The 14,682-nt window shown below is 43.9% G+C and carries 16 protein-coding genes and 1 pseudogene; 11 read left to right on the top strand and 6 right to left on the bottom strand.

Annotated elements, in window-relative coordinates; genetic code table 11:
* Positions 1–408, bottom strand: a pseudogene (locus tag ACE1CD_RS04390) (photosystem II D2 protein (photosystem q(a) protein)); the annotation flags it as partial.
* 269 nt (positions 409–677) lie between these two features.
* On the opposite strand from ACE1CD_RS04390, the gene ACE1CD_RS04385 reads away from it, so the two are divergent.
* The 5 genes from ACE1CD_RS04385 (at position 678) to ACE1CD_RS04365 (ending at position 4,575) form a co-directional block, all read left to right on the top strand.
* Positions 678–1,244 (top strand): photosystem I assembly protein Ycf4, encoded by a 567-nt coding sequence (locus ACE1CD_RS04385; RefSeq protein ID WP_190473441.1) that lies wholly within the window; start codon positions 678–680, stop codon positions 1,242–1,244.
* Positions 1,245–1,285: 41 nt separating this feature from the next.
* Entirely contained in the window at positions 1,286–2,017 is a 732-nt protein-coding gene (locus ACE1CD_RS04380; RefSeq protein ID WP_374790999.1) for a peptidylprolyl isomerase, read from the top strand.
* An 84-nt stretch (positions 2,018–2,101) separates the two neighbouring features.
* On the top strand, positions 2,102–3,259 hold the full coding sequence (locus tag ACE1CD_RS04375; RefSeq protein ID WP_374821855.1) for a beta-ketoacyl-ACP synthase: 1,158 nt from the start codon (positions 2,102–2,104) through the stop codon (positions 3,257–3,259).
* Positions 3,260–3,588: 329 nt separating this feature from the next.
* Complete coding sequence (locus ACE1CD_RS04370) at positions 3,589–4,239, top strand: Uma2 family endonuclease (RefSeq protein WP_374790973.1); 651 nt, start codon at positions 3,589–3,591, stop codon at positions 4,237–4,239.
* Positions 4,240–4,401: 162 nt separating this feature from the next.
* Positions 4,402–4,575 carry a hypothetical protein gene (locus tag ACE1CD_RS04365; protein ID WP_374821829.1) on the top strand — a complete coding sequence of 58 codons (174 nt, stop codon included), beginning with the start codon at positions 4,402–4,404 and terminating at the stop codon, positions 4,573–4,575.
* 103 nt (positions 4,576–4,678) lie between these two features.
* On the opposite strand, the gene ACE1CD_RS04360 is transcribed toward ACE1CD_RS04365, so the two are convergent.
* Positions 4,679–5,308: a hypothetical protein gene (locus ACE1CD_RS04360; RefSeq protein ID WP_374821826.1), complete on the bottom strand. Its 630-nt coding sequence runs from the start codon at positions 5,306–5,308 to the stop codon at positions 4,679–4,681.
* A gap of 139 nt (positions 5,309–5,447) precedes the next feature.
* On the opposite strand from ACE1CD_RS04360, the gene ACE1CD_RS04355 reads away from it, so the two are divergent.
* Positions 5,448–6,566, top strand: a complete 1,119-nt coding sequence (locus ACE1CD_RS04355; protein WP_374821823.1) for an alkene reductase — start codon at positions 5,448–5,450, stop codon at positions 6,564–6,566.
* 82 nt (positions 6,567–6,648) lie between these two features.
* Here the strand turns inward: ACE1CD_RS04355 and ACE1CD_RS04350 are convergent, their stop codons facing one another.
* Complete coding sequence (locus ACE1CD_RS04350; protein WP_374821820.1) at positions 6,649–7,077, bottom strand: hypothetical protein; 429 nt, start codon at positions 7,075–7,077, stop codon at positions 6,649–6,651.
* A gap of 60 nt (positions 7,078–7,137) precedes the next feature.
* Positions 7,138–7,548 (bottom strand): methyl-accepting chemotaxis protein, encoded by a 411-nt coding sequence (locus ACE1CD_RS04345; RefSeq protein ID WP_374821817.1) that lies wholly within the window; start codon positions 7,546–7,548, stop codon positions 7,138–7,140.
* 233 nt (positions 7,549–7,781) lie between these two features.
* Here ACE1CD_RS04345 and ACE1CD_RS04340 point away from each other — a divergent pair, with 233 nt between their 5' ends.
* Positions 7,782–8,876: an ATP-binding protein gene (locus ACE1CD_RS04340; protein ID WP_374790962.1), complete on the top strand. Its 1,095-nt coding sequence runs from the start codon at positions 7,782–7,784 to the stop codon at positions 8,874–8,876.
* A 56-nt stretch (positions 8,877–8,932) separates the two neighbouring features.
* On the opposite strand, the gene ACE1CD_RS04335 is transcribed toward ACE1CD_RS04340, so the two are convergent.
* Positions 8,933–9,697 (bottom strand): hypothetical protein, encoded by a 765-nt coding sequence (locus tag ACE1CD_RS04335; RefSeq protein ID WP_374821815.1) that lies wholly within the window; start codon positions 9,695–9,697, stop codon positions 8,933–8,935.
* 293 nt (positions 9,698–9,990) lie between these two features.
* Between ACE1CD_RS04335 and ACE1CD_RS04330 the strand changes: the two genes are divergently transcribed.
* The 4 genes from ACE1CD_RS04330 to ACE1CD_RS04315 all read left to right on the top strand — a co-directional run bounded on the left by ACE1CD_RS04330 (position 9,991) and on the right by ACE1CD_RS04315 (position 13,962).
* Positions 9,991–11,577, top strand: a complete 1,587-nt coding sequence (locus ACE1CD_RS04330) for an FAD-binding oxidoreductase (protein ID WP_374821852.1) — start codon at positions 9,991–9,993, stop codon at positions 11,575–11,577.
* 40 nt (positions 11,578–11,617) lie between these two features.
* A complete protein-coding gene (locus ACE1CD_RS04325; protein WP_374790956.1) occupies positions 11,618–12,322 on the top strand; it encodes an actin-binding WH2 domain-containing protein in 705 nt (234 codons plus the stop codon).
* 74 nt (positions 12,323–12,396) lie between these two features.
* A complete protein-coding gene (locus ACE1CD_RS04320; RefSeq protein ID WP_374790954.1) occupies positions 12,397–13,101 on the top strand; it encodes an actin-binding WH2 domain-containing protein in 705 nt (234 codons plus the stop codon).
* A 36-nt stretch (positions 13,102–13,137) separates the two neighbouring features.
* Complete coding sequence (locus ACE1CD_RS04315; protein WP_374821812.1) at positions 13,138–13,962, top strand: SirB1 family protein; 825 nt, start codon at positions 13,138–13,140, stop codon at positions 13,960–13,962.
* 136 nt (positions 13,963–14,098) lie between these two features.
* Here ACE1CD_RS04315 and ACE1CD_RS04310 read toward each other — a convergent pair whose 3' ends face one another.
* Positions 14,099–14,566, bottom strand: coding sequence for an SRPBCC family protein (locus tag ACE1CD_RS04310; RefSeq protein WP_374790950.1), 468 nt, complete (start codon positions 14,564–14,566; stop codon positions 14,099–14,101).
* Positions 14,567–14,682: the final 116 nt, after the last annotated feature.

Raw genomic sequence — 14,682 nt, 5'->3', positions numbered from 1 at the left:
TACCAAGCGAGCGATCTCAAATTGCCGCAGCATGAAGCCGATCAATCCGAAGGCTCCGTGCAGGGCTACAAACGGCCACAGTCCGCCGATTTGGCACCAGCGCGTGAAGTTCCACTGCGCTTCTGGGCCCCACAGGAACAGCAGGGAGTGTCCCATGCTGTCTGCTGGGCTAGATACGGCGGCAGTCAGGAAGTTGCATCCTTCCAGGTATGATGATGCCAGTCCGTGGGTGTACCAGGATGTGACGAAGGTGGTGCCTGTCAGCCAGCCGCCCAAGGCCAGGTAGGCGCAGGGGAACAGCAGGATACCAGACCAGCCAACGAATACGAAGCGATCGCGCTTTAACCAGTCGTCGAGGACGTCAAACCATCCTCTTTGTGCTGAGGCGCGTCCGACTGCAACAGTCATTTCTAACCCTCTTGCTTTGTTATCTGGGAGGTTTCTAAGTAAGTTAACATAACTATATATTAATTTGTAGTCAAAATTAGTAAAGTCCCTAGATTAAAGTAGTTGGGATAGAGCGAAAGGCATAGGATATCGTAGAGAGGAGTAGAAATACTTAAGCGCACAGAAGCGATTTTTGTCTTTCTTGCTGCTTGCCGATCGCCAATTTACAATTACCGATCCCCCATTACCAATCTTTAAGTTAATGGCAAGTAACTGAGAATTTTACTACTATGACAGCACAAACAATCAACACAAGCGATCGCATACTCCGCCAAGACGTTTTGGGGTCTCGCCGTTTTAGCAATTACTGGTGGGCCAGCGTCACCACAATTGGCGGCGTCGGCTTTTTGTTAGCCGGTCTTTCCAGTTATCTGCACACAAACCTATTGCCGTTGGGAGATCCCACCGATCTGATCTTTTTCCCGCAAGGGTTGGCAATGACCTTTTATGGGACAGCGGGTTCGCTTTTGGCACTTTACCTTTGGTTGACGATCGCTTTGGATGTCGGCGGCGGTTACAACGAATTTAATCAAGAAACCGGCTTCGTGAAAATTTTCCGGTGGGGCTTTCCTGGCAAAAATCGCCGCATCGAATTTAGCTGTCGCACCGATGACGTACAATCTATCCGCGTTGACATCAAGGACGGTTTGAATCCTCGCCGCGCTTTGTACCTGCGGGTCAAGAGTCGCCGCGATGTCCCCCTAACGCGAGTCGGTCAACCGATGTCTTTATCCGAACTGGAAAATCAAGGCGCTCAGCTAGCTCGTTTCCTGGGTGTACCCCTAGAAGGTTTATGATCGGCTGGGTGGAATTTGTCAGTACAGGCCGTATTCATCAAATGCAAATCAAACTCGGACACTGGTTCGCTTCAATTATACTGATGGGTGCATTGCTTTTGGGAGGATGCACGCAAGCACAAGATGCTACTCAAGCATCCCAAAGTCCATCAGCAACAGAAACTTCTGCACCTGTTATTCAAGCGAACAATCCCGAAATGACTGATTTACCTAAACTGGAAGGAAAGGCCACTGTCGTTATGGTGGTGAACGGATCGCCCATTACGATCGAAGTGGATGGAAGCAACGCCCCCATCACTGCCGGTAATTTCGTGGATCTCGTCCAGCGAGGTGTCTACGATGGTTTGCCGTTTCACCGCGTAGTACGGGAACCGCAACCTTTTGTAGTTCAAGGTGGCGACCCCCAAGGTAAAGACCCGAATTTCCGAGGTCAGTTGGGAACAGGCGGTTTTGAAGATCCGCCAGGAAGACCGCGCAACATTCCGTTGGAAATTAAGCCCAAAGGCGCAGATACTCCGGTTTATAGCAAAACGATAAATCAGCCGCCTGTTTTGAACCACAAACGCGGTGCTGTGGCAATGGCTCGATCGCAGTTTCCAGATAGCGCTTCTTCTCAGTTTTACTTCGCTTTGACAGATTTGCCTTTCTTGGATGGCAGCTATGCTGTGTTTGGGTACGTGACTCAAGGCATGGATGTAGTTGACAAAATTCAACAGGGCGATCGCATTGAATCCGCTAAAGTAACTGAAGGAGCGGAAAATCTGAAGAAATAGTCAAAAGTCAAAAGTCAAAAGTCAAAAAAAGAACAGGATAGGGGAACGTGACCGATGACCGATGACCGATGACCGATGACCAAGATAAAAGTGGAAGTTGTTGTTACCGGCATTGGTTCGATCGGTTGTTTGGGTACGCTGGAAACTAGCTGGCAAAATTTGATTTCCGGTCAGTCTGGTATTCGGCTACATCAACCTTTTCCTGAATTAGAGGCGCGTCCTTTGGCGCTGATTGGAAATAAGCCAGCCGAGTTATTAACATTAACTCGGCTGGTTGTTGCTTTGGCGTTAAAAGATGCAAGTCTTCTACCTCCTTTATCTAATTGTGGAGTGGCGATCGGATCTAGTCGCAGTCAGCAAGCTGTTTGGGAAAAGTTGGCGTTGACCCCACCCCCCTACCCCCTCCCCGTTGACGGAGAGGGGGGGAAGCTTTTAGAAGATTGGTTGGAAACTCTGCCGCATATGGGCGCGATCGCAGCTGCTCATCAAATCGGTACAATTGGGCCAGTGCTTGCGCCGATGGCGGCTTGTGCAACGGGGATTTGGTCGATCGCGCAAGGTTTTGAGTTAATCCAAACAAGGCAATGCGATATGGTAATTGCCGGTGCGGTGGAAGCACCGATTACGCGGCTAACTCTGGCTGGATTTAAGCAGATGGGTGCTTTGGCGAAAACTGGTGCTTATCCGTTCGATCGAGATCGGGAAGGTTTGGTGTTGGGAGAGGGTGCGGCAGTTTTGGTGCTGGAATCGCTTGAGTCAGCTAAGCATCGAGGGGCGAAGATTTACGGTCAAGTTTTGGGTTTTGGCTTGACAAACGACGCACATTATGCTAATGCTCCGGAAGAGGGAGGGTGGAGTGCGATCGCAGCCATCAAACAATGTTTGGAACGCAGCAATCTTTCCCCAAACGACATCGATTATATACACGCGCACGGTACGGCGACACAACTAAATGACCGAAATGAAGCGCAGGTAATTCGGTATTTATTTCCCCAAAATGTACCGATTAGTTCTACCAAAGGAGCAACGGGTCATACACTAGGAGCATCGGGGGCGTTGGGAACGGCTTTCTGTTTAATGGCGTTGCATCATCAAATTTTACCGCCTTGTATTGGTTTAAAAGAATCGGAATTTGATTTAAATTTTGTCAGAGAAGCGCGTCGGTGTGAGATTCGGAATGTGCTTTGTTTGAGTTTTGGTTTTGGCGGTCAAAATGCCGTGTTAGCTTTGGGGAAGATATGACAGGCGAGACGCCTGTCCCACAAGAGAATCAAAATCTTGTGGGGTGGGCATCTTGCCTGTTCCACAAGAAAATCAAAATCTTGTGGGGTGGGCATCTTGCCTGTCCCACAAGAGAATCAAAATCTTGTGGGGTGGGCATCTTGCCTGTTCCACAAGAAAATCAAAATCTTGTGGGGTGGGCATCTTGCCTGTTCCACAAGAGAATCAAAATCTTGTGGGGTGGGCATCTTGCCTGTCCCACAAGAGAATCAAAATCTTGTGGGGTGGGCATCTTGCCCGCCCTATTCTTTGATGCAAAATAAAAGAAACACCTCAGCAGAGGTAAACCAATGGTAAAAACTCCTACCAAGCAAGAAATCATCTACCCCGAAAACGACGGAAACCCAATGTCAGACAATACAAGACAGTTCCGCTGGATAGTGACGATTCAAGGCGGACTCGATGCTTTGTTTCGGAATGACCCGAATGTTTTTGTCGCGGGAGATTTGCTCTGGTATCCCGTCGAGGGAGATAATAAAATTCGCTCTGCCCCTGATGCAATGGTAGTATTTGGTAGAGCTAAAGGCGATCGAGGTTCATATCTACAGTGGCGAGAAGATAATATTCCTCCGCAAGTAGTATTTGAAGTGCTTTCCCCTGGTAATACTCTTACGGAAATGGCAAAGAAGCTAGCATTTTACGATCGCTATGGTGTAGAGGAATATTATCTTTACGATCCAGACAAAGTAGATTTGAGCGGTTGGTTACGTCCTGCTACCAGCGGGATTTTAGAAGTTATAGATCCGATAAATAATTGGGTGAGTCCGAGATTGGGAATTCGCTTCGATATGAGTGGTGAAGAACTCCAAATTTATCATCCAGATGGACAGACATTTGCCACTTATGTTGAACTGGCGAGAGCAAGAGAAGAAGCAGAAGCACGGGTGCAAGCTTTAGAAGCGCGATTGCGAAAAATGGGTATCGATCCCGAACAAATTTGATTTGTTTATTATTGAGGATGTGATGATTTGTAGGGGCACCGCATAATAAATATTTCTCCTCCCATGCAGATTATTGAATCATACCGGGCCCATATCACCGATTATTTCATTTAAGAAAATTCAAATTTTACACAATTAACAAGGAAATATGAAAAGCATTAAGTGGTAACATTAAAAAAGATGATTTTTATTTTAAATGACTACTTAACAGGTAAAATGGGTGTGTTGGTTCAACCACGCACTAAAGGTGCTGGTTATGGTAGTACAAGCAGAGCTTTTTATGCTCGAAAACAATTTGTATCTCTAATTATAAATTCGTTAGATGACTTTGATTAATAAATAATATTATATACTTTGCCCTCCAAAACTTAAAGAGCCGAAGCACCCTCATCACCCCTCTAATTATTAACATCTGGAATAAGCTCGATCGCCCAAAAATCTAAATGCTTTCAGGTGGATAAGCAGTACAACCATTCACATTAAATTGTTGGATAATCTTAGCAGCTTCAGGTTTGTTTTGTAACGATGGTCTTGTAGGTTGTTTAAGCGGTTTTGGATAAGAAAACTTCCAGATATCTGCTCCCTGGCTTTTATAAATACCCAGTAATGCTAGATCGTTGCCTTGCTTAATCACCAACGAACGACCTAAATCGCCTCTGTCAATGCGAATTTGTCCGTTAGATACAGAACCCATCGCAAATAAAAATGAACTCGGATCGTCTCCATCTGGAAAGTAACCGTGTATAATACATACGCGACCTCTAGAACTTGATGGATATATAATTAAAGTTTGTGCGTATGATGTTTCTAAGACGCTGAACCACTCGCCTAAAAATGGTGCTATAGATGAATCGCTTTGCGACCAAGCTCTCACAAAAGTATCTCTCATTCTAATTTGCGATGGAGTGCGCTCGTCTGCAACAACTTGTTTCTGTTGGCGGAAACGTGCGATGAGTCTTTGCACTTCTGCATCTGTTGGGTATCGCTGAGATTGTGCGATAACTGGTAGACAAATAGCAGCCAAGATTGCCAAACTTACTGTGAAAGTAATTTGCGATCGCTTCTTCATACCCTGCTTTCCTTTATTGCCAGATTATGATATTTTTCTATCAAAGCCAACGATCCGAGATTATCATCAATTATAACCGCAAAAATAGTCTAAAATAGCTTTTTTCGACGAAATCACCTCAAAAAATAGGAACGCAACCATGACAGAAGCCATCAATCTCTTTTCACCCGTAAAGCTTGGCCGTTACACTTTACCAAATCGGATAATGATGGCTCCCATGACTCGTATGCGAGCAATTGGTAGTATCCCGAATTCACTAATGGCAACTTATTATGCACAAAGAGCATCGGCGGGATTGATTATTACTGAGTCGGCAATGATTTCTCCCCTCAGCAATACCTATATGAATTGTCCGGGAATTTATTCGCAACCACAGGTGGAAGGATGGAAGTTAGTAACAGATGCGGTTCATGCTAGAGGAGGAAAAATTTTCTTGCAAATTTGGCATAGCGGTCGCGTCGGTCATCCATCTTTATTGAATGGAAAATTACCTGTTGCACCAAGCGCGATCGCACCTAATTGGAAGTTGGATACTCCTCTAGGCAAGCTACCAATAGAAACGCCTCGCGCCCTAGAAATCGATGAAATTGCGGAAATTATCGAAGAGTTCCGCAGCGCGGCGAAAAATGCGATGATAGCTGGATTTGATGGTGTAGAAATACACGGAGGTTTCGGCTTTTTAATCGATCAATTCCTCCAAGATGGTGCGAATCACCGCACAGATAAGTATGGTGGATCGTTGCCAAATCGCACCCGATTTTTGTTAGAAGTTGTGGAAGCAGTGACAGGCGTTTGGGGAAGCGATCGCGTTGGCATCAAACTCGCACCCAGCAACACAGTTTACGGTATTTTTGATGCCGATCGCAGAGCTACTTTTAGCTATGCAATAGACGCCCTAAATTCTTTTAACTTAGCTTATCTTCATTTGCCAGAACCCAAAGAAGTTGATATAGCGAATGGTAATGTTATTAATCCAGTCGCGCCAACTTTTAGACCGATTTATAAAAGTGCGATCGTTACTAACTGTCTTTACGACAAAGCAAAAGCAAACGCTGTTTTAGCTGCTGGCGACGCAGATTTAGTTTCTTTTGCCCGATTGTTTATCGCCAATCCCGATTTACCTGAACGTTTCGCAATAAACGCACCCTTAAACACACCCAATCCAAAAACATTTTGTCCTGAAGGTGAAAACGAAATCGAAAAAGGATACACGGATTATTCTTACCTCGAATCTAGTCTGATTTCGTCATCACCTTAAGCAACAAAAGAAACCTATTTTATTCAAAAAACAGGCTTTCTGCATCTGGGAGAAAAACAGAAGTTTAATACTTGTTCAACTCTTAACGAATCGTCAATTTAAATGTATATCGCGGACTGCTCATTAGATAAGGCTGTCTAATTACAACCTGATAATCTCCCGTTACCGTGGCAATGAAAGTATCATTTTGTGGGTCTTCGTATGATTCTCCATTAGGTAGTATGAAAGTAAAGCCAGAAAGCCCTTGATCTTCAACATTATCAACTCGTGTTCCCCGCCAAGTCACATCGGCAATAATTGTTTGACCTTGACGCGCACGAAAAATGTAGGTATCTTTATTACCCAAGATGACAGAACCGTTAATCGTAGTAGATGAAGTTCCACGTGGGAACTGTACGCGCCGAGTTACACCCCTGACTGACTGAGCTGCAACTGATATTAACGAACTAGCGCTAAAGATTGCCAAACCTATGCCAAAATAAAGTAACGATCGCCTTTTCATAGTATTCACAAAATCTATCCCATCTCAGTTTAACTCGTAACAACTCGATCGTTGTAAAAAAATGTTTGGTTAACTGATAACTGATTTCAAATTTTTGGCAGTTTCGTTCAGTTGCAATACGCTAACTTTCGTTTGATTAATGCCTGCGGCAGTTTCTTGCGCCGACTCATTAAAATCGTTCATAGCATTAACTACTCGATCGATCGCGAGCGCTTGTTGCCTAACATTTAGCGAAATTTGCTGAATATTTACAGAGATATTATTGACGGCAGATACAATTCCTTCAATACCTGCCATATTAGCATCTGTTATTAAAACAGACGCCCTGGTGGTATTCTGTAGATCGGCTATTAAAGTAGCGATCTTTTCAGCCGATCTTTTACTTCGATCTGCAAGTCTGCGAATTTCGGTAGCCACAACAGCAAAACCTTTACCCTGTTCTCCTGCTCTCACCGCTTCTAGAAATAATAAGGATAGCACTGCTGGCGATGAGACTCTAAATTACCGTTTATTTATGGCTCCCAGCAAAGCACAATCCTACACTTTGTAAGTATAAATACTTAATTGCTTGCACAGTCCCAGACTGTCGGAACTACTGTTGCGATCGCCTGTTTGCGCGTTAATAATAACGAAATATAGAACTCACCCCATACTGCATCTGCCGTAAGGTAGAATCAAGCAACGACCTATCTTAATAAAGTAGGTAATATATCATGGATCTAGAAGCACATCAGTTCATTTCTTATTTTGAACCCGCGCAAGCAGCCCAAGTATGCAGGCTAGCTGTTGTAGAGAATTTTGCCGATCAAGAAATAATTTTTCAAGAGGGTGAAATTCCTGATTTCGTATATTTAGTTTTAGCAGGCGAAGTTGAATTTAGAAAACATAATGGTAACAATAAATATCAAACTGTTGCCTTAGCTAAACAAAATGACTTTTTTGGCGAATTCGGCGTTTTGGATGGTCAACCCCGTAGTGCCCAAGCTATTGTTTGTGGTGGGGCAACTTTGGCAAGGATTCCCCGTGATGGGCTAATGGAAATTTTGAATAATACAAAAGGCAGTGTAGTCCTTAAATTACTAGGTTATATAGTACGACATTTACGCTCCACCACAGCCCAATATGTCAATCAAATGGTTCACAAAGAAAAAATGGCTTTAGTGGGAGAAATGGTCAATACCATAATTCACGACTTCAGAAGTCCTGTCACCAGCATTTATTTGGCTAGTGTGATGTTAAAAGAATTTCATCCGGACGAAGAAACGACTGAATGGTGCGATATTATTCAAGCCCAAGTCAGGCGAATGTTGGGTATGGCAGAAGAAGCGTTAGAATTTGCCAGCGGTCATGCTGTGTTGAATACTCAACCTGTCAATCTGGCTTTTTTACTGCAAAATTTTGAAAAGTTAAATCGCATTTATTTTAAAGATGCCAAAGTAGAATTTAAGCTTAACACAGCCGATGTAATGATAAACGCTGATGAAAATAAGCTGATGCGGGTTTTGCAAAATTTAGTAGGTAATGCAGTCGAGGCTTTCAAAGGTTGCGGTGGGCAAATTCAGGTATCGGCTTTGACAAAAGAGAAAGTAGCAGAAATTATCATTTCCGATAATGGTCCAGGTATTCCGGAAGAAATTCGGGAACATTTGTTCGATCCTTTTGTTACTTATGGAAAACGTGGAGGTACGGGATTAGGAACAGCGATCGCTAAATCAATTATCGAAGCACACAGCGGCGAAATTTCCTTTCACTCAAATTGCGGTGAAGGTACAACTTTTTATATTCGCTTACCTCTAATTAGTCAATAAAAAAGGACAGACACACACCAGCCTGTCCTGAGAACCATCCGATCGCACTCTTATACCTATTTCACCAGTCTGATGATTTTTCCGGTTTTTTTTGGCTGAGTTTTTGTTCCGCTTGCATCTGTTTGCTTGTTCTTTTCTTCCTCCTTCTGTTTTGGATCGGCAGATGACGGTGGTACTTCTGCTTTGGGTTCGGAAAGATCTGCTACAAAAGTACCGTTTTCTATAATCAGTATTTCCCCCTCTCGGCTCACATCAAAATCCCAAAACTGACCCTCCACATTTCCAGGCAAAAAACCATCAATCATTAAATTAAATGGTTGATTTTGGATATCTTTCTCTTTTCCTTTCGGTATTTTGTTGCGGCAAATGCGAACGATTAACTTACCTTCCTTTTCGTCTTGCTTAATGATTTGACCGCGAATGGAAAAATAATTATTACCTTGCCTAATTTCTTCGATCGACTGGTCTTTTTTCGGCTGTCTAATATCCCGCAGTTCTAGCCAAAGTGCAGGTAGAGGTTGATTTTTTACAGCTTCTAACGCTTCATCATTCGGTAAAAAAGCTTTACTTTTATCGAACCAAAGAGCAACTTCAGTGTGGGGATAAGCTGACCAAACTAAGTCGCCTCGGATCGTATCTGGAGATATTTTTCCGAATAATCCAGCCCTACCTACCAATCTAGCTGGAATCGACAGTCCATCGTCCGTCAACAAAACACCTTTGGTCACTTTTTTTAAAGTGGGAATAAAACGTCCGTGTACCTGACCGACTGCCCGATACATCAACGGAAATAGAGGTGCTATGAATACAGGATTTGTCATTTTAAATACTCTCCAGCTTTTACTTTTGTGCGATTGTGTTTGGCAATCCTACTTCAATACTTATCCAGAAACAGAGTTTTTTTTACGTGCAGGGCTTACGCACGACAGGCGTCGCAACCAAGTTTCTTTACGTAAGTCGTAACGTAATTGCGTTGATACAAGAATTTGGGTGAAACATCCGGTTTCGTGGCCATTTTGTAGAAGTATTGCTACTACTATTCCTTAATTTAGCCTTCCCGATCGACTACTATGTCATTATCTGCACGCATCTGCACAGATTCACATCCATGACTCTGACTCTAACCGATCGAATTCTTTCCCAGCTACCAGGCGATGTCCTGGGAGGACTGCGTAAAGCCGACAGCCTATGGCAATCACTCAAACAAAACTCCATACCCATACCCAGGGTGGTAAAAGAAAGTCAGCAACTTTTGCCAGAAGTAGACTGGGATGTTATCATCTGCGGCGGTACTTTAGGCATTTTAATCGGTACTGCGATCGCCCGCATGGGTTGGCGAGTAGCTTTAATAGAGCGTGGCATTTTGCGGGGCAGAGATCAAGAGTGGAATATCTCCCGCCAAGAGTTAGCAGCGTTTTTAGAATTGAATCTGCTTTCTGAGTCGGAACTGCAACAAGCGATCGCTACCGAGTATAACCCAGCCCGCATCAGCTTTCTCGGCGGTAAGGAACATTGGGTAAAAGACTTACTCAATATTGGCGTTGACCCAGTTTTCTTACTGGATACCCTCAAATCAAAATTCCTCCAATTCGGCGGTCAATTGTTGGAAAACACACCTTTCCAAGGCGCAGTCGTTCATCCAGATGGCGTCACTGTCAATATAGGGTCGCCCATTTTGGATTTGGGATTTGAGTCAAAGAATCCCACATCTCTGAGGACACGGTTATTAATTGACGCGATGGGGCATTTTTCACCCATTGTCCAACAAGCACGACAAGGCAAAAAACCCGATGGCGTCTGTTTGGTAGTGGGAACTTGCGCTCAAGGATTTCCGGAAAACGACACGGGCGATTTGTTGGTTTCATTTACACCCATACAAAATCAATGCCAGTATTTTTGGGAAGCATTCCCAGCCAGAGACGGGAGGACAACTTATTTATTTTCCTATATGGATGCTGACCAGAAACGATCGAGTTTGGCAGATCTTTTTGAAGACTACCTGCGCCTGTTACCTCAATACCAAAATGTCCGACTGGAACAGCTGGAATTTCAAAGGGCTCTATTTGGTTTTTTTCCCAGCTATCGCCAAAGTCCTCTGAAAATGCCTTGGCACCGCATTTTACCAGTGGGTGACTCCAGTGGCGCTCAATCTCCTCTAAGTTTCGGCGGATTTGGCGCGATGGTGCGTCACCTCAAGCGTCTGTCGAGTGGAATTGATGAAGCGTTACGAAGTGACCAATTGAATAAGAATGCTCTGGCGCTTTTGCAACCTTATCAGCCAAACTTAGCAGTAACTTGGTTATTTCAACGAGCCATGAGTGTCGCGATCGATCGCCAAGTAGACCCCGATCGAATTAATCAACTTCTTGCCGCTGTATTTCTGGAAATGGAACAGCTAGGAGATGCCGTCCTCAAACCTTTTCTCCAGGATGTCGTGCAGTTTCCTGCTTTGTCGAAAACTCTTTGGCGAACGCAAATTTCACATCCGGCATTAGTTGTCAAGATAATTCCGCAAGTGGGATTAATCGCCCTTTTAGATTGGTTAGTTCATTACTTGAATTTGGGAGCTTATTCTGCTTTATATCAATTAGGAAAAGCCATCGAACCTGGGGTAAAAAATTTACCCCCAATCCCACAATACTATTACCATAGATGGATTGATGCCTGGAAATACGGATCTGGTGGCGATTACTCCGACTAGCAGTATCTCAAAAGACCTATAAAACGCTTGTGAGGATAAGATGATTGAAGGGCAATCTCCAAAAATTAAATACTTTGCCGTGTTGACGAATTTATTGCGCGATCGCCAAGAATTTCTAGAAGAAATCCGTCAAGGTGTGAGGCTGCCAAGTAAAATATTATCTCTGCTGGTTTGCAGTTCGATATTTCTTGCTATCTATGGCGGAATTATCGGTATTTACCATAGCTGGATGCAAGCAATTTCTTCTGCTGTAAAACTCCCAGCACTTTACTTAATAACTCTGCTAATTTGCCTGCCAGCATTGTACTTCTCCAATATTATTTTCGGTTCCAAGCGCACTTTTGCTCAGTATTTTGCCTTAGTTCTGACAGCGGTAGCAGTAACTAGCGCTCTTTTATTCAGTTTCGCTCCTATCGCGCTGTTTTTCTTAATCAGCACCAATAACTACCAATTTTTAATCTTGTTGAATGTCGTGATATTTTCTATAACTGGATTCATCGGAGTTTCTTCTCTGCATCGAGCAGCGAGCTTTGTGTTGGAACAAGAAAATGAAGGTAGCAAGACACGGCAAAAAATCTTAAAATTTTGGTTGTTTCTTTATGCTTTTGTAGGTTGCCAGTTGGGATGGACGCTCAGACCTTTCTTCGGAATGCCTAATTCGCCTTTTTCTCTGTTCCGAGAAAGGGAAGGCAATTTTTACGTTAGCGTGATTCAATCTCTGGCATACATTTTGGGGTTTCGTTAATTAATGGGTGAGAACCATCATACACACGCTAGAGATTTTGTAGATTAACAATAAATTATGGCAAGGATAAGAAGATGCTAGAAAAGAAAATTGACGGAAAAAACTACTTTAATGTATTGATTGGTTTGCTGCGCGATCGGCAAAATTTTATGGAAGAAATCCGCCAAGGCGTCAGACTTCAACATAAAATCATTGCCTTGCTCGTTTGCAGCTCATTATTTTTCGGGATTTACGGGGCAATTATCGGCTTATACCACAGCGTACCTCAATCCTTATCCGCTGCAATTAAATTACCATGTCTTTACTTACTCACGCTTTTGATTTGTTTGCCAACATTATTCATTTTTAATATTTTCTTTGGTTCCCGTCGCAGCCTCACACAACATTTTCTGCTCGTTCTCACCGCCGCATCTGTAATCAGTGCGCTGTTACTCGGTTTTGCACCAGTTACTCTGTTTTTTCTAATCACTACCGATAATTACCAATTTTTTAAATTGCTAAATGTGGCGATTTTTATCCTGACAGGAGTGATTGGCGTTAACTCCCTGTACCAAGGAATGCAATTAATATCTGAAGAAGATGCGGAAGGACAAGGAGCCCGCAAAAAGATTTTACAATTCTGGTTAATACTGTATGGATTTGTCGGCAGTCAATTGGGATGGATAATTAGACCGATTTTCGGGAATCCGGCTAGCCCTTTCGAGTTAGTTCGTCAGATGCAGGGTAACATTTTTATTGATATCGGAAATGCGATCGCGGAAGTGCTTGGGTTTCGCTAATATACAAGAGCGACGACCAAAGACCGATGGCTAATTATGGACTTTCCCCTGGCGCGGCAATATTTTTATCAGGAAATTCATCAGCCAGACAAACAAATCAATCTGGCAAAGGCTGCTCTACATATAGCACAGGAAGAATATCCAGAATTAGATCCCAATCAATACCTCAACGCTCTGGATACAATGGCAGCTGAAGTAGAAGAACTTCTGCCGCCAGAACGCTATCCCCTGCGGATCGTTCAGAGTATCAATAAGTACCTCTACGAGGATTTGGGTTTTGTCGGCAATACAGTTGATTACTACGATCCGCGCAACAGCTATTTAAATGAAGTAATTGAACGGCGAACGGGGATTCCCATTACACTTTCGCTGGTATACTTGGAAATTGCCCAGCGCATCGATTTTCCAATGGTTGGCATTGGAATGCCAGGACATTTCCTGATTCGTCCCAATTTTGAAGATGTGGGCATTTATGTCGATGCTTTCAATCGCGGCGAAATTCTCTTCGAGGCAGATTGTCAGGAAAGGCTTTCTCAAATATATCAGCAGCCGATCGAACTGAACCCATCTTTTGTAGAGCCAGTCACCAATCGACGCTTTTTAGCGCGGATGCTGATGAATCTCAAACTGATTTATTTAAACCAGAATGAGTTGGAGAAAGCACTGGCGGTAATTGAGCGCCTTTTACTGCTATTTCCAGGTGTATCGGCAGAACTGCGCGATCGCGGTCTTCTATATTACCAATTGGGACAATGGGCCTCAGCTTGTCTCGATCTGGAGACTTATCTCATCCAAGTTCCCAACGCTGACGATGCGGATGCTATTCGCCTTTTAGTAGAGCGGATGCGTCAAGATCTCTAGGGAATAGGAAGCGGGGGAGCGGGGAAGTCAAAAGTCAAAAGTCAAAAGTCAAAATTCCTCCCTCTCCCTCTTCCCTCTCCTTCTTCCCTAACCCCGACGCCCGACGCCCTAGCCCCTTTTTTTTGACTTTTGACTTTTAGCTCCCCCTAACCCCTAACCCCTGAAGACTTTGGGCCACTAACTTGAGGCGTCGCAGTTGAGCCTGCATATCTTGTTGAGTCCAAGCAGCCGCAAACGTATTGAAACCCCAGTTAACTAGGGAGTTAGGAATTTGGAACTCAAAACGATTGACTAGACGAGTACCCTCTGCTAAAGGTTGACATTCCCAGCGATCGCGTCCTTTAAAAAATCCCTCAAATTCCCAGACTATCAAACCTGGTTCCCTTTCCACCACAACGCTTTCCAGGGTAGGCTGCAACAGCGGAATCTTAATGATAAAGCGACTGCGACTGCCAATCTCCGTACTCCACTCACCTACAGGATCGCAACGCAAGGCTGGATTAAGCCATCGGTGCATCAAGTCCCGCTCTGCGATACAGCGTTCCACAACTGTAGCAGGGGCATTAATTTGAATCGATTGTTCAAAAACTCGCTCTTGTGACATAGCTAGGGCGTCGGGACTAGGGGCTAGGGCGTCGGGGTTAGGGACTAGGGCGTCGGGGAAGAAGTCTTTAGAATTAAAATGTCAACATAAATAAACCGAAAAATTGGGGCTATCGA

The sequence above is a fragment of the Aerosakkonema sp. BLCC-F183 genome (assembly GCF_041929145.1).
Classification (GTDB): Bacteria; Cyanobacteriota; Cyanobacteriia; order Cyanobacteriales; family Aerosakkonemataceae; genus Aerosakkonema.
Note: the sequence above shows the minus strand (reverse complement) of the source record. Positions and strands in the feature narration are given on the sequence as shown.